The organism is Telmatocola sphagniphila (assembly GCF_018398935.1).
In the GTDB taxonomy this organism is placed as follows: domain Bacteria; phylum Planctomycetota; class Planctomycetia; order Gemmatales; family Gemmataceae; genus Telmatocola; species Telmatocola sphagniphila.
Genome location: NZ_CP074694.1, coordinates 2,755,236 through 2,773,498 on the forward strand (window position 1 = coordinate 2,755,236; position 18,263 = coordinate 2,773,498).

Sequence of the window (18,263 nt, forward strand, 5' to 3'; positions counted from 1 at the left end):
AATCTTCATTCAAAACATAACTGGTGGTGGCCGAAAAATCACTGGAGAGCTAGTTTCCATACTGCTCTTCGCTGACGTGCTCCAGCCAATCCACGGCTTTGCCGTCCAGCTTTTCTTGAATCGCAGTATGAGTCATGGCCGTGGTCGAAGTCGCACCATGCCAATGTTTCTCTCCCGGTGGAAACCAAATCACCTCGCCGGGCCGAATTTCTTCGATTGGCCCACCCCAACGTTGAGCCCAACCGCAACCCGAAGTTACGATCAGAGTCTGGCCGAGCGGATGCGTGTGCCAGGCAGTTCGAGCCCCCGGTTCGAAGGTCACACTGGCAGCCGATGCTCGACCTGGTTCGGGGACTTCAAACAGAGGGTCGATCCGCACGGTGCCGGTAAACCAGTCTGCCGGTCCCTTTTTCGAAGGCTGGGAGCCGATTCGCTTGATTTCCATGTTGAGAACTTCCTTCCCTAAATCCGTTCGAGCCTCTGAGCTAAGGACAAGGTGATCATATAGAGTGTGGAAGCTTTGAAATCGATGTAACTGCGGTCAGACATCACTCTTTCTAGGAAAGATCTTAATCAAGCATGATAGACTGAATTTTCGAGGAAGCACATCGGGCCTTACGGCTTACAATTCAATCAGTTTTCAAGTTCAATCGCGGAGCCAGAAAATGTCTCAACGTGAGCGTGTCGCAACCAGAGGTTTTTAAACGGTTTCTGAATCCATACTATCTATTTTTGTATTTTATGGCGTTCCTCACGTGGCAATTCGCACTTTCCCTCAGATTCGATGATTTTGATGATTCAAAGGAAGCGGCCTCTCGCTCTGATGCGATGAATGTCGCTGAAGCTTGCGATCTCTACAAAAATCGACTTGGAAAATATCCTCAGAATCTCGATCAGCTTTTACAGCCACCCGATGGCGGACGCCCATTTCTCAACTCGGGGAGTGACCTCTTCGATCAGTGGGGTCATAAATTCTTCAACGATTCGAACGGCCCGAGTAACAACGGAAGGAGGGTCGATATCTGGACGATTGATCCAAATACTGGAAAAATCATCGGCAACTGGAGTAAGTAGTCGCATGAAGACTGGAGTAGATCCGAAATGATTGAAATAGAAAACGACAAACCTGAGTCCCGAAAAAGACTTCTTAAATCTGAACATATCTTCCTGATCTTTGCCGCGCTCACAGTCGTTGTAGTCGCATCGTTGATGGGAATCTTGTTTGGCGGTTTCGATGACTCCAACGGGTGCAGCGCTCGGTCAAGTGCTGAGGTCATTGCTCAGGCATGTCATCTCTACAAACTAAGACTAGGGAAGTACCCCGAAGAATTGGACAAGCTCCTGAAGCCACCCTATGGCGGACCTCCAATTCTCCACTCCCCTCCAGATATCATCGATAACTGGGGACATAATTTTCATTACGACCCGTCAGGACCACATAACAAAGGCGAGAATGTCGATGTATGGGCGGTTGATCCTAAGACTGAGAAAATTATCGGAAATTGGGAAAAGTAATTGAGCTCGATTCATGGAAATCGATGTCAATTTGAGAATTCGCTGATCAAAAATGAATAAAAAATCCCACACTCCGGGGACAATCCTCCTCGTTCTAATGGCATTTCTTATACCCTCACTGACCTGGTCTGGAGGATGTGTTTTTTTCCGTTCCCCTAGTCCCGATGATTCCCGAACCGCATTTGCAAAAGCGGACATCTCGAACATTGTGACAACCTGTGAGCTATACAAAATACGACTTCTCGAATATCCATCTGATCTCGATTTTCTCCTCACTTCACCCTATAAATGGCGACCGTTTCTCAACTCGCAGAACGACATCATCGATCCCTGGGGCCAAAAATATCAGTACGATCCGGCCGGTCCGCATCACAAGGGAGAGCAAGTCGACATCTGGACAGTTGATCCTGAGACTGGGAAGATTATCGGCAATTGGAACGATTGATTTGCTCAAAGGAGAATTGAAAAACAGAGCGGGATACGGGAGTCGAACCCGTCTCACAGCCTTGGGAAGGCTGGGCACAGCCGATATACCAATCCCGCACAATCTAAGTTTTATCTGCCAAACGCACGTCTGACAAGGCACCCGAAAATTGCCGTTGGAGACGCTTCAATCGGCCTTACTCTCACTTCTTCTTGTCATCCACCAGCCGCCAAATCGAGAGCTGATTGCGGACATTCATCGTGTTATCGCCGCCCAGCTTCAGCCCGCTAATCATCGCAAATAACTTCCCGTCCGGCGATACCGCCGACATTTCGTACGAGAAGAACTCCCCGGGGAGGGACTGAAGCAAGGTTCCCTTGGCGATGTCCCAGACTCTCACGCCCCCCTTATAAGAAGCTCCAACGATCTTGCGGCCGCCGTCAATAAATTGCAAACCGTGGGGTGGATCGGCCGGTAGGCCCCCCAAACGCATGAGTATCTTCGCAACCAGCTTACCATTCGCATCGCTGGTACTAATGGAGTTCGCCGTCACGCCCGTAATGCGAGTTCCCTGGGGGGAAATCGCAAAGCTCTGAATAATCCCATCGAATTCCGCAACTACTTTCCGGGCGGAGCCGTCATCCGCCGCCCAGCTGATCAGATGGTTACCGTCAATCCCGTACGCTCGACGGGTCGTCGGGGCCAGACTGATCCGGGAGGGATCGGGGCCGGCATAATTGATCGGCGTGGCATAATGCCTCGGTTTATTCCCGGCGGTTCCGTAGATTAAGCTGAAAAATCCGGCATCATCCCGGCACAAAATCGTCCGTTGATCGGAATAGGGATAGATACCTCGAATCGTGGTTTTGGTGGGCTCAAATTCCTTCACCAGCTTTTGCGTACCCAAATCGAAGTATTTCAAATGATTATCCGCATTCGCAATGAACATTAAGTCGCCAATCAGGGCAGCCGCGGTGCATTCCTTATCGACTTCCATCGTATCGAGCAATTTCATCGTTTCCGCGTCGTAAATCACCACCGAACCATTACGGCGTACCAGCACGAATTTCTTACCATCCCCGGTATAACCGATGTTCCGAATCGAATCGGGCTCCACGCCAGTCGTAAACACCCGGCCCAATCCGGCCGTCATCCTATTCGCATTATTCATCCCCGGATCGCCCGGGTTGGCCGGATCGCGGGAAGGGATCGCAATCTTACTGGTGAAAATCGCCTGGGCGGGAGAGGGTAAACTCCACAGGATGATCTGCGCGGATTTTCCTTCTCCTAGTGCCGTCGCCAACAGACGCGAATCCTTGCTGATCGTCAAACCGTTGGGACTCGCGGGTAACGAAATCTTCTGAAGTTCTGTGCCGTTGTTCGCATTCCAAAGCCGCAGGGTATTATCTTTCGCGACCGTAACGATGTACTGACCATCGGGAGTGAAGCGAGCGTCGATTACCGGTTCCGTATGAGCTTCGAGTTTGAATTTGCGACCGCGTGTGAAGGTGTCCCAAATTTGAACCGTGTTATCCAGACCGTAACTCAGCACGGTACCGGCATCCGGCGAAAGTGCAATTTTGAAGGTGATTCCTTGAGTCTCGCCCAGACCGATCCGCACGGTGGATTGCGGATAGGTGCCAACAATAATTTCCCCGTTGTCGCAGACACTGGCGAGGATATTACCGCTAGGTGTAATGTCGATGGCTCGAATTTTAATGGGGCCATGGTGTGGAAAAGAACCGGTTCGGCCATTCGAATCCGGAACGACATAGTGAATTTTGCCATCGATCGCGCCGCCGATGACGTGGCCCCGCCCCGCCGGGCGAACCACTGCGCAGACTTCGGCCGGGAAGCTGAGCAGCTCCATATTTTCGCCGTTGGCATCCCAAAGTTTGGCCACGCTCGGAGAGGTCTGAGCAAGAATCTGCCCGTTCGCGGAAGTGCGGAGACAGAACACTTTACCCGCGGACCAATCCGCAATTTTTGTTCGCGTGATCAGATTGTAGCCCTGGATGTTGGGCCCCTGATTATTCCCAAAATACAGCTCGGAATTGTCGAAGGTGAAATCGAGGCAATTCCAGGAAGCCTCACCGGGCAGACTGAAAAGCTTCTTGATTTCCCTGGAATAGTTCTGCTCGGCGAGAAGGTTATCGCTCAACAATTTCTGCATTCCGAGTACCAGCAGTCCTCCCGACTTTTTCTGAGCCACGATGCTCTTGGCATCCAGTACGTCCGCCCAGATCAGAGGCTCGCTGGCCTCGTACTTACCGAGCAACTTACCTCGGGCAGTTTCGTAGAGAAGCAGAGTTTTTTCCGATAAGCCGCCGAGAAACTTTCCTTCGGGATCCATGAAGCAATCGTGCAAATCGATCGGAGGGGAATCGAGGCGAACTTTCTCTGCGGATTCCGTGGAGAGTAAAAGCGATTCCGGATTGCTCGGCTTATCCAGCATGGCAAAGCGGAGATTGGCGTTTTGCGACATGGCAATCGAGCGTACCGGTGAAGCGAATGCCCACCAGGTCCCGCCTTTCGGATTGAAGTTCAGCGTATGCACGGAGGTCTTCATTTGAATGTAGACCGTGTCTCCTTCGCGAGCGGCCCGGACATCGGCAATCCCTTTCGGTTTCGGGAACTTCTTGTCGGGAATGAGGATCGCATTGCGAGTGACCATGCCGGTATCGCAGTTGACCTTCTCGACTTCATCGGTCTGACGATTACCGAAAAAGAGCCACTTGTCGTCGTTGGAAAAAACCAGACCGGCGACCGGCTGACTGGTTTCGTTGATCTTTCGAAGATTTTGTCCGGAAGCCGGGTCTATCAGGCTGACTTCCCCCTTGTCATCGGCGAGCGCTAACTTGGTACGGTCATTGGAAAACGCGAACGCCGTGAAGTTCTGATCGGCCGGCAGTTTGATCGAAACCGGCTCTCCCCCTTTAATCAGGTCGAGAATTTTGATGACCGGCGGGCTGGCTGAATCCAGCACGGCCAAAGTACCATCGGTGAGCACTCGCACCTGCTTAGCGGTCGTCTCCGGTGCGGGTTGTGGGTTGAATTGAACGCCCACGAGTTGGGTAGGTACTGTTTTGACCTCATCCTTTTTTGGAGGAGGCGTCTCTTTAGGAGGAGCGACCGCAATTTCGTCTTTTTTCTTGGGCGAATCGGATTTCTCCTTCTCGTCCTTGTCGTTTTTGACTAACTCGGTCTTGTCCTTCGCCGGATCCGATTTCTTGCTGAGATCTTCCGCATTTTTCTTGTTCGTGAAGATAATCAAACTGACCACCAGCATTGCAATCGATACGAGTCCGCCGACGATCAGCGGCAGTCGGGAGCCTTTGCGCTGCAGCGCCTCGCCCGGTTTGGCAGTGAGAGCCGCGAAAGCAGGAACGCTATCAGGGGCCGGTTTGGCCTGGGCCTGATTCCAACCCACATCGCCGGCCGCAACCGGCTTTGCAACAGCGGTGCTGAGCGCTTTGGTGGTTTCGGTCGACTTCTTCTGCAGCGAATAACCGAGCGTCTGGCTGGCCTCCTTTTCCTGAATGGGGGTGAGGACCGCCGGCTTTTCTTCGGGGAGGATTAAATCGAGCCAGGGGGCTTTATCGAGGGGCTTGCGCGCGTTGATTACCAGATTGGCGAGCAACGCGTTCAATGTCGGATCTTTGAAACTGGCCAGCTTCTTCAGCAGTGGACTTTTCGCGGGTTCCAGGAAATCCGATTCGCGAAAAAGCAGGTTGTCGCCGTTGTCGAAGGCTTTCCAAAGTTCCTCGCCTCCGAGGATGGTTCCGCGCAGGGCCGTCGCTATAACCAGATGCGGGAAGCGATCGACATCGGGACCGAAGATGCGGTTGCTGGCCCGCAAGGGGTGCTGATAATTGGCATGCCCGACTTCACCCGAGTTTTTCCCGGCCAGACTGGGTATCCACATACCGTCGTAATCGATCAATTTTAAACCGAGCTTAGCGGGAGTAAATCCCGGAACCAGCAGAACGTTGCCGTGCTGCAAGTCGGCATGGGCGATTTCGGAATCTCGCAATCTCTTGGATAACCGGCACCAGACACCCAGGAGTGCCTGGAGAACGTGGGGCTTCTCGAGATTATCCCGAACGAATTCATTCAGGGTGAAGCCTTCCACCCATTCCATTTTGACGATCGGAAACCATTGGTTGCGTACCCGAATTCCCTCTTCCTGATACTGAAAGCCGACGGTGAATGGCAGATTCTGCTTCCGGAGATGTTCGTCGATCTGCGCGTATCTCTCGCGCAGGCCGGTGACTTTACGGGTAAAGCACTTGATGGCCCAAACCGAGCCGTCGCCCCCTCGGAGTTGATACACATCGGCGAAATTGCCCGAACGGGGCACCGGGATTCCCAAGGGACCAGCCGGGACCTCCCCCGCCTTCAGATCAGGGTCTGAAAAGCAGCTGGCGGGATTCTGGATCGCCTCATTGTAATCCTGGGACAAGGGCCAATTCATTATGGCACATCCTTCGCGGAATGCCGAGTCATGCGAACGCAGATTGCCCGGCGTTCCGAATCGGGAACACCAGGCAAAATTTGGACGCCGAGCCCGACAGGGCTAATTCGTTGCAGCGGCAGCATTTGAGACATTCACTCTAAAGCATCGATAACCAGCAAAGTAATATCGTCATTTTTCAAGGCGGCCGATTCTCGCTGCGTGGTTACCCAGGTCTCGAAAAACATTTCCGGTGTGGGGAGTGAGCGAATATCATTAAGATCCAGCCAGGGTTTCTTTCCCGACTCCAACTCCGTCAGGAACCAGCAGGCTAATGCATCCGTCATCAAATAAAATATATCACCAGGCAGGAAGTTCGCCAAAAGGCGTTTTTCCATCGGAGTCTTTCCCGCACTGCGCGGCTTCGAACTCAACAAGGCCGGCCGTGAGCTAAATTCCGAGGCGGCTTGAAGTGGAAAAGCCTTTACAAGTTTATCATCTCGAACGTGGAATAAACAGGAATCTCCCACAGCAATCGCCTGATAAGTTCGTTCATTCGGCAGCAGGGTGAATTCCAAACCGAGAAATGTGGCAAAGGCCCCATCGTGCAGTTTTTCTTCCGCGAACCAGGAAATATTCTCTGGAGAGGCGGGCACGCTGTTGGCCCAAAGCTTTTGCAGCGGCGGCAGCCAATCCGCCCAGCCGTTGGGTGCCTGCAATAAAGAATTTTCGATGAAACCGAAGGTCAGCTTGTTGGCCCACTCGCCGGAGTAAGAACTCTCCGAGGCTCCGTCCGCGATTGCGAATCGGCAGACGGACAGGTCCGCCGCGGCGGAATCCTCATACTCGGCAAGTGAATGTCCCTTCTTTGGCTGCGAAAAGCTACTCCACCGGAATGGCTTCTGGCTCGTCATCCTTCATCCTTCAAGTTGGAATGCCAACAATTGGCCATTGGCCATTGGCCGCATAGTGAGCTAAACGGCGAACCCGGCGGGTGGTTTCGGTAATTCTTTTTAGCGAACGTGAGAAGCCACGCGCGTCCCGATTTCCAGAAATCTTACCAGGGCCACCAGGTCCGCATTGAACATGAAACCCCGGCTGTTCGGATTCACAGCAAAGCCTTCTTCCTCCGCCGCCAATCGCAATTTATCTGGCAGAACGCTCGACATTCGAAGCAGAACCTTGGCGTAGATGTCGGGAAGGCGGTTATCGTCGGAAGGAAAGGAAACCGGGACCGTTTCCTGCTCCGAAATGTGGGCGTTAAATAGTAAAACCTGCCCGTCGGTGCTGGATAGAGCTCGGATTTCCGAAGCGATTTGCATCGGGTTGGCGTCCGAGGGCTGGCCATCGGTGAGATTGATGATCAAAGGCGGAAAGCATTTTGGAAAACGGAGGAGGAATCCCCCGATGACCTGCTTGGCCAGTTCCAGAGCCCCGTACATGGCCGTCTTGCCCTCGGCCACCGGTTCGAACCAGATTGGGAAGCGATAACTCTGCTCCGTAAATCCCCCTGCCCCATCATCCACCAGTCGCTTGCGCTGTTCGACGCGCATCGGCGAGGTTGCCACCGCGCTGATCGGATGGAGGACCTTATTTTCCGAGACGTTCTTGAGGAGCGGGGTCACTGTATCGCCGTAACCGATCACCCCGATGTGAAAGTAATCGCGGACGCCATCCGCTTTGGCGCACTTCAGAACCAGGTTCTGCAAAACGCGATTGATAGCATCCGCGACACCTTCTGATTTTTTCTTCCCTTGCTGACCTCCAAAAGGGCCTTCCATCGAACTGGATTGATCGATGAGAAATAAAATGCAGGTCGGATTGGTGCGGCTGATTTCAGCTGTATATGGCATGGCTATCCGTGGAATTTAGCGAGTCGGACCCGAGTACTTACTCTTTAGGCATCGGTTTTATCGTACCGCTGAACGTAATCGATTTCAGCAAGATTCCTTCCGGAGCAATATTCCCGCCCGGCTGAATCACAATCGGAGTTGGGGGGCTCTTGTCCGCCTGAAGGAGAATCGTTCCGGAGGAGGGGATCGCGGACTTGTTCACAGATCCCTGACAGGAATAACTGAGCTTCGTTCCCTTCCGATCCAAGGTGTAGACGATACTGCTCTTGGGTGCCGTACCCGGAAAGGCAATTTCTTCGCCGAGCACCTGGATTCGCAATCCCGCAGCCCCGGGAATGGCGGTGATGTGAATCCTCCAGCTGTCCTCTACCAGAAAACGGGTCGTGATTGCCGCATCGTTCTTCGTGAAGCGCACGCCGTCCGTTTCGAGTCGGGAGCCGCCGGAATTCGTCAGGTTCGCAGAGAAGTTCTTTTCGTTGCCAATCAGCTGAGCATTGGAACGCACCAGGTTTGTCTCGGTCGCCGTGGCTGGAGTAGTAGTTGTGGTTGCCGGCGTCTTCGGGGCATTTTTAGTGGAATTGGCGTCCAGGCGCCGGGCCAGTTCGGTGGCCTGAGTATTTTTGCTGAGAAGTTCGATTTTATCGGCGGCCCCGACCTGACCGCTTTCGAGGGCCTTCAAATACCAATGTTTAGCACGCAACCAGCAACTGGCTTTAGCCGAATCGTTGGCAACCTCGGGTGAAATCCCCAAAGCCCACCAGGCATTTCCCAATTCGATCTGATCTCGAAACTCGGTCGGATTCTTCAGATCCTGGCTGGCAAGCTTTTTGAGCGATTCCATATCTCCCTGAGAGAGATGAGAAAGAGCTTCGGCATAATTCCGTTTCCGAAGCAGCAGGTATTTTCCGAGAATCGCATGGGAGGAAGCATCGTTCGAATTCGATTCCAGCTTCTTGCGGGCTTCGACGGCCTGCCCCTCTTCGAGCAGATTGGACTTCAAACGCCCTTTCAATTTTTCAATGGAATTGACGACTTCTTCCGCAGTGGAGAATTTCGCCAGCCGTTCGACCACGGGCAGTAATCGCACGATGCAATCGTAACGCTGCGCTTTCTCGGCTTCATCGAGAAATGACATGCACCGGACAGTAAACGGAGGCAATAGCCCATTAGGAATGTTTTTGGCGATCTCCTCCAGGATATTGGTCCACTCTTCAAAACTGTCGATCTGGAACCAGCGCGAATGGCTGGCAACGACTTTGAACGCTTTGTCGAAATCGAGTAATTTCACATACTGTTTGCGCGCCGCGGTGAAGTAGATGAACCGAGACTCGGGAGCTTGAGCTACAGATTCCGCGAGTTTCGCAAAGCGGTCCCCACTACTGGTTATCACTTCGGTTTTTTCCGAATCCAGTAACGCGGCTTCTTTTTGCTTGAACTCCTGCCAGAGCGATTTGAGCGTATTGAAATCCGGCACCGGGAGAGGTTGCGGAGGCAACAGAGCCATCTCCAGATTCCCAACCGGGGGAACATCGCCTGCCTCGGCAGCTTGCAGCCTAACGATTTGTGTCTTTCCCTCGCTCAGCGCAACTGCAACCAGATCCCCACTGGAAGTCGAGTCGAGACTATAGGGTTTCGCTTCGAGAGTTGTGGGTGTGCCATCGAATTTTTTCAAAGGGTACGTGGTCGAGATTAAGCCCCGCTCCAGAGAGCAGGCCAATAAGGATTTATCCGATGGCATCTGACGGAAGGCGGTGAGGGTATCCTTACCGCCGGACAGCGACTCGAGTTTCTGGTCACTTACCGGGTTCCAGACGGTAAGTTCGTTATCGTCTCCCAGAGAAATCAACTTACCGCCATCATGGGAGAATGCTAGCTGGGTGATACTCTTACCCTTGGCACTCCCCTTCCACTTATTCAGTTTCTTGTAGGTCTTCGCATCGATGCGCTGGATAGAGCCATCACTCATCCCGACGGCTAAGATCGAATCGTCCGGAGTGACGGCCAAAGATGTTACGGCTCCCGTGCTAGCCAGATTCACGGATTTAATCGGCTCCTTGTTGCCCAACTTCCAGAAATCCACATCGCCGGCCGTGTTGCCGGTGAAGAGGATTTGTTCGTCGGAGGAAATGGCGAGTGCGCGAACACCTCCTCGAAGGTTCACCAACCGTTGGGTGGTATCTCCCGATTCGAGTTGAATCACGAAAATCGTCCCGCCATCAGTCACGGCAATCGATTTCCCGGAAGGGAACATCAACAGGCCCCGAGCGGGACTTTCCAATTTGACGAGTTTTTTAGCATCCGTGAAATCGGGTCGGTGCAAGAGCACTAACTGATCGTCGCCAGTGGTCACCAGAGCAGAACCATCTTTTCGCAATACTGAAAAGCGCACGGCCTCCTGATGGCCTTTGAGGATACCTGACTGAAAAACCGGTTTTTTGACAGTGTTGGCGAGGAGTCCTTTCGGGTCTTCCTTCTTGATTTCTTTAGGGGGAACCTCAACGGGCTTGGCAATATCCGAAGCCGCATCCGTTTTAACCGGTGGGGTGATGCCGGACTTGGGTGTCAAAACCTCTTTTTCTGAGTCCTTTTTTTCTAACTGAGTCGCGACTTTTGTTTCTTCGACGCCCTTCCCGGCGATTTGCGTGAAGTAGTAAGCAGCGCCTCCACCGCCCGCCAACAGCAGGATTCCGAAAACCCACTTCAAAGCCCCGCCCTGTTTTCGGGGGCTTTTTCGCTTCTTCATCGTGAATTCATCGAACCCGGCGGCAACCACCAAACTCGGTTTGACCGGCGATGCGGGGGGAGTTGCTGCAGGAAGAGGCGTGGCTGACACGTGCCCTGGAGATACGGGTATCTCCTGTTTCCACCAGTCCACCTTCTTGGCTTTGGGCTGCGCGGGTTCCACGGGGGCATCATCCCACCAAGCCGACGGATCGTTGGTGGCCCGAGTCGATTCATCCGCCAGATCCAGGGGTTCCACATCCGAACCTTCGTCTTCCGAGGCGGCTTTAGTGGAGTTGGATTGATGCAGGTACCCTTTTGGATTATTTTCGTACTGTTCCCGCTTGGCCGGATTGCTCAGAATATCTCGGGCTTCCTGAATTTCCTTAACGATTTTGGCATACAGCTGGGCATGCGGGCCCTTTTTATGTTGGCTGATTTGGAGAATCCGTAGCATGCAGGCGTCTGAAATTGCTTCCGGATCTCGTTCGCTGGACGAAATTCCCAGAAGGGCATACAGCGAAGGCGGACGCTGTACTTTCGAAATACTCAACCAGTCGTGATAAGGATCGAACACCCTTCGTCCCCTGAAAAACTAAGCGTAATTCGCAACATTTTAAGGATAACTCAAGCCAGGCTTCGCGCAAAGCGAATTGATGGGAAGTTTCCGGGAAGGCCCGCGCATCCTACTTTTTTACCCAATTGCTGCTTTAATTAGTAGACGCGGATAAAGCGGAATTCGTTCTCGAAATCGGCACAGATAAGGCTAAAGCGAGATTTTTTCGTACCCAGGCGAATCCCCAATGCTCGACGAGATGTTTACATTCGGTATTTTCAGTTACGTTTCCCTATTTGTCATGGTCGATCCCATTGGAAATCTTCCCATTTTTCTGGGAATGACCAATAAGTTGAATCCCCATCAGCAAAATGGCGTAGCCCTGAGAGCCACTCTGATTTCGTATCTGATTCTGATAGCCATTGCTTTCACCGGACAGGCTATCTTTCGCTTCTTCGACATTCGCATCGAAGAACTCAAAATCGTTGGCGGGATTATCTTCTTCATCGTCGGCTACGAAATGTTGCATGCCCGCCTCTCCCGCACCAATATCGACGAGGAAAGCACCCACGACTACGCCCACGACATCGCTCTAACCCCCTTGGGAATCCCCATGCTTTGCGGCCCGGGGGCGATGGCCAACACAATGGTTTTGTGGAATCTCGCCGACTCGATTCCCAAAAAAATGACGGTCATCATTACCCTGACGCTCGTTATGGTCACCACCCTGATCATCTTGCTGGGCGGTAAAAGACTGACGAAATTTCTCGGCGAGAGTGGCAACAAGGTCATGCTGCGGCTCATGGGTCTGATAACCATGGTGATAGCCGTGCACTTTTTCTTCGATGGGCTCAAGCCTATTCTCCGGGATATCCTGAACATCCCTGAAAAGGCTGCTGGTTGAAGCCGTCGGCGATTCCGAGCAAGGCTAACTTTCGGTTCGAAAAGCCTTTAGGATTCCTAAGATAAACGACAGTCAACACCAGCGACGCTGAGGAATCCCATGCGTTTTCTGATTCTGGGTAACGAAAAGAAACTTCAGGTTCGCGAGCAGGCGGAATTACTGGCTCGAGAAATCCCGGCGGCCGGGGGGCAGGTGGTGCTGATCGATCTCAATTCCGAAAGTAATCTCGAACATGTCGAAGCGGATGTGGCCTTAGTTCTTGGCGGCGACGGGGCAATTCTTCGAGCTTCCCGGCAGATGAACACCCACCAGATCCCTGTTCTGGGAATCAATTATGGTCGGCTGGGGTTTCTGGCCGACTTGTCCACCGATGAAGTTCTGCCGCAATTGAAGTCAGTCGTCGAAGGCAGATTCCGACTTTGCAAACATCTGATGTTCGAATGCGAAATCGAAGGTAACGGTAAATTTCACAAATATTTAGGATTGAACGAAGTCGTCATCCGAAGTTCGCCGCCATTTCATATGGTCGATTTATCTTTGTCCATCGATGGCGAAGAGGTCTCCCGTTTCCTCGGTGACGGTATCATTGTCAGCACACCCATCGGTTCGACCGCCTACTCCCTCGCGGCGGGCGGTCCGATCCTAAGCCAGGAACTACCCGTATTCGTAATCACTCAAATGTGCGGACACACATTAACATATCGTCCTCTGGTAGACTCCGCACAAAAAACATATTCGATACGATTGGAAGCAACGGATGGAGCCTGCGTTGTGATCGACGGGCAGGAATTGATAGAACTGGCTTCTCTCCAGACCGTCACGGTTCGCAAGTCGGCCGTGGAGTTCCAGACGATTAAGGTCGGGTCTAAGACTTATTATCGTACCCTGCGAGACAAGTTGAACTGGGGGACGACTCCCAATTACCGCGGGAATAAGCTTTCATGATCTCGCGAACTCCCCCGCTCCTCGCTCCGTAATAAACGAAAACTCGGGATACTGCATAAACATGAGTACTACGCTTCTAGAAATTCTCGGTGTCAGTCAGCTATTGATGCTGGTGCTTATTTTTTCGGCATTGCCTTGGGTTTTTTCGCTATTGCCCGGCGGTGTCAGCCATCGGCAGACCGAGCTTGCCGACCTGGCAGCACGGGACAAAGATTTTTCGAACCGCAAAATCGGTTCCTACTCCGGAATTTGGAGTAAAGAATTCTGGACGATCATTCTCGCCGTGAATTTCTTCGGCGTGGCGATGCTCACCTATCTGATCAACAATTTCCGCGATGGACAGAAACTGGCAGAATACGGCCGGTATTACGGCTGTTTCCTGCATCTGAATCTGGCGGCCGATTTCTTCGTCTTCGTCTTCTATGGAATGCTGAAATTCTGGCCTAAAGGGGGAGCAGTTGCACTGGCCGCTTTCCGGGAAAGCGTTCGTTCGCCGATGTACTGGGTGATCTGCCTGCTTTCGATGTTCCTTCTGGTTCTTTCGATGCTGGTACCCTACTTCACCTTCGGTGAAGATTATAAAGTCTTCAAGCAAATGAGCTTCGACATCGTAATGTTCGCAGCACTTCTCTTCGGTATGCTGGCGATCAGTATCTCGGTTTATGAAGAAATCGAAGGTCGAACGGCCATCACCGTGATGAGTAAGCCGATCAGTCGCCGTCAGTTCATGATCGGGAAGTATCTCGGTATCCTCCTGGCCAGCGGGGCCATGATGATGATTCTTGGCTGGTTGTTGACCTGGACGCTGTACATCCAACCGCGATTTAACAAGCTGGATGATGTGATCGATTATCTGCCCATCGAAATGACTCAAAAAGTGGGCCCGCTCTGCGATAAATTGATGTTCACACCAGAAGGCCAAGCGGTGACGCACGGCGTCGGGATCTGGTTCGGCGAAACGCTCGCACATCACCTCGGCCTGCTTTTGACCTTCGGTCAGGTGATGGTACTGCTGGCTATCTCGGCCGCGTTGGCGACTCGTATGCCGTTCGCGATCAACATCGTGATCTGCCTTATGGTCTTCCTTTTGGGTCATCTGTCGCCGGTTCTGGCCTCGGCGACCGAACGATTGGGCGACGACTTTTCGCTCATGCTCGTCGGTTTCATCGCCAAACTGTTCAACGTGGTCTTCCCTGCGCTGGATTACTTCCAGTTTGGACCGGCGATTATTCGCGAGAACCCGATCCCGATCTGGTCGTTCACCCAGTACGTGCTGACTATCGTGGCCTACGCGATACTTTACTCGACAATTGCAATACTTATCGGTTTGCTCTTGTTTGAGGATCGCGATCTGGCGTAGGATGCATTGATCGCCCTAACTGAGCATCTTAATGCGAGGCCCCCGTGGCAACGGTTCCTCAGGAAGAGGGTCGATCCTTCGCTTACCTGGAATCGACCCCGTTTCGTAAATTCCTGGGCGTTATATACGCCTGTTTCGACGTCTTCCTCTTCTGCGGTCTGATAATACTCCTTGGCCTTTTCGTCGATTTTCTGACGAATCAGGGGAAGATACCCCATCTGTCCGATCTGCCGCTGGCGGATCAAAAAAGCATCCTGACGGAATGGAAAAACTACGACGCCGACTATCGACGGAAGATCGTCCAGGAGGCCGGCTTCGACTTTCCTTCGCCCGATTCGGTCTCGGATCCGGAGGCTTCCCGGAAAAATGCACTTCTTTATCGCCTGATAGGCAAAGAAGTTGCCCCGCTCGTGTTGGAAGCCTCTGCGGACGATTTGCAGAAATGGGCCCGACAGAATGGACCGATCAACGACCCTTACTGGTCCGCCCTGCTGGAAAACGAACTTCGCTGGCAAATACTCTTGCGGACTCGCCTTCAGGAAAAAGTGTCCAACTCAGCTGCTGAGTCTATCCATGTAGTCCAGAAAACGAGCGACAATCCGACGATTCAAAATCCCGTCGGACCGTTGCCTTCCGCCGGTGTAATCTCTCTTTTAGCTCGCAATACACAGCATTGGTCGTTTCCACTACTTGCTCTGAAAACTCGTTTTTCCCCCTGGTTAACTAGCGGCAGCGAACTGAGTCTGAACACCCGTTATCTCCTTACGCTGTTTGCCTGCGGACTTCTTTTAACCGCGCTGAGATTCGGCGTTTCGATTCTGATCAATCGCCACGCCGCCCGACTGACATTGCATGCGGTAACGAACCTGCGGCGAGGGATATATCACCATTGTCATCGGTTGGGAAATCTTTCGCTGGTGGGCGATGGGACCAGCGGGGCGAGTACCCTATTTATTCGGGAAGTGGAGGCGGTACAGGATGAATTTTTCGTCCGTTACGCCAATCAATATCGTTACACTCTCTATCTGATTGCCTTGCCCATTCTGGCGCTGGCGGCCCAATTTTGGCTAACCCTGGCTGCCCTGTTGATCGGGCTGGTGGCCTGGATGTTCCTGAATCTGCGTCTGCGGAGTCTGGCGAAAAAAACCAAAGAAAGCAGCCGACGTGCGAAAGCGTGGTTGAGCCGCTTGACGGAAAGTTTGAAAATCATGCGCCTGGTGCGGTCTTACAGCATGCAGACCTTCAACCAGTCCCGACTGGAGCGTCAGCTAGCCGACTACGAACGCGAGCAACTGCAACGCTACCGTCAGGAAGGTTCCATACGGCCGACCGTGTTTCTCTTTTTGTGCAGTTTGACTTTCCTTGTTCTGTTCCTCGCCGGGGTCATTTCACTCAATCAACCGATCGGAGCCTTCGCGCTCACTGTAGTGGTCTCATCGCTGCTCTGTCTCTACTATCCGCTCCGCAGCTTCGTCGGCCAACGGAAGTATCGCCGCAAGGCCGATTTGGCCGAGCAGGTTTTGCAGAAGTACTTCGATCGCCAGTCCAAAGTGAAAGATATCGTGGATGGCGAATTTCTGGATGTGGTGCGGAAAAACATCCGCTTCGAGGATGTTTCTTTATCCGATCAGGAGGAGCGTAAGATTCTCCGCCATTTGGAACTGACGATTCCTGCCGGTTCGCGTGTGGGTATCGTAGGGCCGGATGAGATCCAGAAGAAATCCCTGCTTTACCTCATCATGCGCTTGAACGATCCGAAGGCCGGCAGCGTTCGCATGGATGGCAAGGACTTGAAATGGGTTTCGAAAGATTCACTCCGAATGCAGGTGGGCGTGATCCTGCAGGACCATCTGGTCTTCAATGATACCGTCGCGAATAACATTGGCTGCGGCGATCCGAACGTCACCCTACCGCAGATCATCGAAGCGGGGAAACTGGCTCACGCCCATCAGTTCATTCAAAAGCTCCCGCACGGCTACGAAACCGTGATCGGCGAATTTGGACACTCGCTCTCCATCGGTCAGTTGTATAGGATCGCCCTCGCACGCTGCATCCTGCGTGATCCTTCGGTGCTTTTGATTGAGGAACCGGTGATCCCCCTGGATGATGAGACGAAAGAACTGCTGGATGATTCGGAAGATCGCTTCCTTCAGAAGCGAACAGTGATCTACCTTCCGCATCGCATCTCGACGTTGAAATCCTGCGATATGCTGCACTTAGTGAACGAGGGGCGGATAGAAGCTTCCGCAAAGCATCGGGATCTGCTTCACGAAAGTCCTCTTTACAAACATCTGTACTACATGGAATTCAATCAGTTCGGCGAATCGAATTGATTCGCCGAACGCAATTTACGGTTTCTGGAATTGAACGGGAACCGTGGGCGTCTTTCGCTTCATCTGAGCCAACTTCATCGACGCGTTTTGAGCCTGCAGCGTGTTGGGAGCGAGCTTCATGATCTTCTCGTAACACAAGGCTGCCTCGTCGATTTTCCCCTTTTGGATCCAGGCCTCCGCCAGTCGCGTATACATCTGGGCGGTCTGATCCGCCAATTCCTCGGCGGCCTTCGCCAGTCGATCGGGATTCGCCTGAATATCCCGAAGGATCAAAGTGGCTTCCCGCGCTTCCGGCGAGTCGCTGAAGGTTCCCAGAATCGTTTCGCAGGATTCCACGCAGCGGTGGAATTTCTCCTTGCGATATTCCTCTTTGGCCATGGCGAGAAGTTCGTTGGCCCGCTGGTCGCGAGCCGCTTCGCGAATCGTCGATTTGGCAGTTAAACTGGCAATCTGCTTCGAGGAATCTTCCGCGGCTTTCGTGCCCGGGAACTTTCGAACCACTTCGGTGAGCTGTTCCATGGCCTGGGTCGCCTGACCCCGATCGATCAGATCCTTGACCTGAATCCGCTTCTGATTGGCCTGCTGTTCGAGTTCGTTTAGCAGTTGTTTGGATTTACCTTGAACCGGCCGATCCTTGCCGTCCTCGCAGATCGACTTCAAAAGCGTAATCGCTTTAGCATAGTCGTTGGCAGAAATCGCTTTGGAAGCTTCGTTGAAATCGCGCGCCATCCAGTCGGGAGTGGCCACGGCCATGGCCCGCTGCAGATGCTCGTTCAGCCGGGAGGCTTCCATGTACCCTTCGATAACGCCCAGGATCTTACCATCGCTCCCGGCCATAATCAGGGTGGGATAGGCCTGAATCTTCAAAGCCTGAGTTAAAGCCGGTTCCCGATTGGCATCGACTTTCACGGGAATGAATCGATCGTTCAGCAAATCGACGATGCCAGAGTCTTTAAAGGTCGTCTGGTCGAGTCGACGACAGTGAAAGCATTCCTCGGTACCGAAGTCGAGAAAGAGCGGTTTGCCCTTTTCGGCCGCTTCCTTGCGGGCTGCGTTATAATCCTTACGCCATTGGACGGTCTCTCCGGCAAGCGCGGGCCTTGCCGAGACAACCATTACGAAAACCACGCCAATCAGCGTGTTCCGCATTCGAAAGCACGGAATCGTCTGCATGGAAAAACTCTCTCCAGGAGTAACGC

The 18,263-nt window shown here is 52.8% G+C and carries 13 protein-coding genes and 1 tRNA gene; 7 read left to right on the top strand and 7 right to left on the bottom strand.

The window, feature by feature from the left end; genetic code table 11:
* Positions 1 to 49: 49 nt before the first annotated feature.
* A complete protein-coding gene (locus KIH39_RS10900) occupies positions 50 to 445 on the bottom strand; it encodes a (R)-mandelonitrile lyase (protein WP_213499355.1) in 396 nt (131 codons plus the stop codon).
* Positions 446 to 741: 296 nt separating this feature from the next.
* Between KIH39_RS10900 and KIH39_RS27090 the strand changes: the two genes are divergently transcribed.
* The 3 genes from KIH39_RS27090 (at position 742) to KIH39_RS27095 (ending at position 1,960) form a co-directional block, all read left to right on the top strand.
* Positions 742 to 1,074 (top strand): type II secretion system protein GspG, encoded by a 333-nt coding sequence (locus KIH39_RS27090; protein ID WP_213499356.1) that lies wholly within the window; start codon positions 742 to 744, stop codon positions 1,072 to 1,074.
* A gap of 27 nt (positions 1,075 to 1,101) precedes the next feature.
* Positions 1,102 to 1,515, top strand: a complete 414-nt coding sequence (locus tag KIH39_RS10910; RefSeq protein WP_213499357.1) for a type II secretion system protein GspG — start codon at positions 1,102 to 1,104, stop codon at positions 1,513 to 1,515.
* A gap of 97 nt (positions 1,516 to 1,612) precedes the next feature.
* The gene (locus KIH39_RS27095) at positions 1,613 to 1,960 is read left to right on the top strand and encodes a type II secretion system protein GspG (RefSeq protein ID WP_390623706.1); all 348 of its coding nucleotides are present in this window, start codon (positions 1,613 to 1,615) and stop codon (positions 1,958 to 1,960) included.
* 27 nt (positions 1,961 to 1,987) lie between these two features.
* Here KIH39_RS27095 and KIH39_RS10920 read toward each other — a convergent pair.
* The 5 genes from KIH39_RS10920 to KIH39_RS10940 all read right to left on the bottom strand — a co-directional run bounded on the left by KIH39_RS10920 (position 1,988) and on the right by KIH39_RS10940 (position 11,543).
* A tRNA-Gly gene (locus KIH39_RS10920) sits at positions 1,988 to 2,058 on the bottom strand.
* An 83-nt stretch (positions 2,059 to 2,141) separates the two neighbouring features.
* Positions 2,142 to 6,413: a hypothetical protein gene (locus tag KIH39_RS10925; protein ID WP_213499359.1), complete on the bottom strand. Its 4,272-nt coding sequence runs from the start codon at positions 6,411 to 6,413 to the stop codon at positions 2,142 to 2,144.
* A 134-nt stretch (positions 6,414 to 6,547) separates the two neighbouring features.
* Positions 6,548 to 7,306: a hypothetical protein gene (locus KIH39_RS10930; protein WP_213499360.1), complete on the bottom strand. Its 759-nt coding sequence runs from the start codon at positions 7,304 to 7,306 to the stop codon at positions 6,548 to 6,550.
* 99 nt (positions 7,307 to 7,405) lie between these two features.
* Entirely contained in the window at positions 7,406 to 8,245 is an 840-nt protein-coding gene (locus tag KIH39_RS10935) for a vWA domain-containing protein (protein WP_213499361.1), read from the bottom strand.
* Positions 8,246 to 8,282: 37 nt separating this feature from the next.
* Positions 8,283 to 11,543: a hypothetical protein gene (locus KIH39_RS10940; RefSeq protein WP_213499362.1), complete on the bottom strand. Its 3,261-nt coding sequence runs from the start codon at positions 11,541 to 11,543 to the stop codon at positions 8,283 to 8,285.
* Positions 11,544 to 11,769: 226 nt separating this feature from the next.
* Here KIH39_RS10940 and KIH39_RS10945 point away from each other — a divergent pair, with 226 nt between their 5' ends.
* The 4 genes from KIH39_RS10945 to KIH39_RS10960 all read left to right on the top strand — a co-directional run bounded on the left by KIH39_RS10945 (position 11,770) and on the right by KIH39_RS10960 (position 17,064).
* Entirely contained in the window at positions 11,770 to 12,426 is a 657-nt protein-coding gene (locus KIH39_RS10945) for a MarC family protein (protein ID WP_213499363.1), read from the top strand.
* Positions 12,427 to 12,525: 99 nt separating this feature from the next.
* Positions 12,526 to 13,371 carry an NAD(+)/NADH kinase gene (locus KIH39_RS10950; protein ID WP_213499364.1) on the top strand — a complete coding sequence of 282 codons (846 nt, stop codon included), beginning with the start codon at positions 12,526 to 12,528 and terminating at the stop codon, positions 13,369 to 13,371.
* Positions 13,372 to 13,432: 61 nt separating this feature from the next.
* A complete protein-coding gene (locus tag KIH39_RS10955) occupies positions 13,433 to 14,731 on the top strand; it encodes an ABC transporter permease (protein ID WP_213499365.1) in 1,299 nt (432 codons plus the stop codon).
* A gap of 44 nt (positions 14,732 to 14,775) precedes the next feature.
* Positions 14,776 to 17,064 carry an ABC transporter ATP-binding protein gene (locus KIH39_RS10960; RefSeq protein WP_213499366.1) on the top strand — a complete coding sequence of 763 codons (2,289 nt, stop codon included), beginning with the start codon at positions 14,776 to 14,778 and terminating at the stop codon, positions 17,062 to 17,064.
* Between the two features lie 15 nt (positions 17,065 to 17,079).
* On the opposite strand, the gene KIH39_RS10965 is transcribed toward KIH39_RS10960, so the two are convergent.
* Positions 17,080 to 18,237, bottom strand: coding sequence for a thioredoxin family protein (locus tag KIH39_RS10965; protein WP_213499367.1), 1,158 nt, complete (start codon positions 18,235 to 18,237; stop codon positions 17,080 to 17,082).
* Between the last annotated feature and the right edge of the window lie 26 nt (positions 18,238 to 18,263).

Bases quoted from the DNA above. Each gene is read 5' to 3' on its own strand.
- KIH39_RS10900 (WP_213499355.1), bottom strand. From the start codon at position 445: ATGGAAATCAAGCGAATCGGCTCCCAGCCTTCGAAAAAGGGACCGGCA.
- KIH39_RS10945 (WP_213499363.1), top strand. From the start codon at position 11,770: ATGCTCGACGAGATGTTTACATTCGGTATTTTCAGTTACGTTTCCCTA.
- KIH39_RS10965 (WP_213499367.1), bottom strand. From the start codon at position 18,237: ATGCAGACGATTCCGTGCTTTCGAATGCGGAACACGCTGATTGGCGTG.
- KIH39_RS10925 (WP_213499359.1), bottom strand. From the start codon at position 6,413: ATGAATTGGCCCTTGTCCCAGGATTACAATGAGGCGATCCAGAATCCC.
- KIH39_RS10935 (WP_213499361.1), bottom strand. From the start codon at position 8,245: ATGCCATATACAGCTGAAATCAGCCGCACCAATCCGACCTGCATTTTA.
- KIH39_RS10955 (WP_213499365.1), top strand. From the start codon at position 13,433: ATGAGTACTACGCTTCTAGAAATTCTCGGTGTCAGTCAGCTATTGATG.
- KIH39_RS27095 (WP_390623706.1), top strand. From the start codon at position 1,613: ATGGCATTTCTTATACCCTCACTGACCTGGTCTGGAGGATGTGTTTTT.
- KIH39_RS10950 (WP_213499364.1), top strand. From the start codon at position 12,526: ATGCGTTTTCTGATTCTGGGTAACGAAAAGAAACTTCAGGTTCGCGAG.
- KIH39_RS10910 (WP_213499357.1), top strand. From the start codon at position 1,102: ATGATTGAAATAGAAAACGACAAACCTGAGTCCCGAAAAAGACTTCTT.
- KIH39_RS27090 (WP_213499356.1), top strand. From the start codon at position 742: ATGGCGTTCCTCACGTGGCAATTCGCACTTTCCCTCAGATTCGATGAT.
- KIH39_RS10930 (WP_213499360.1), bottom strand. From the start codon at position 7,306: ATGACGAGCCAGAAGCCATTCCGGTGGAGTAGCTTTTCGCAGCCAAAG.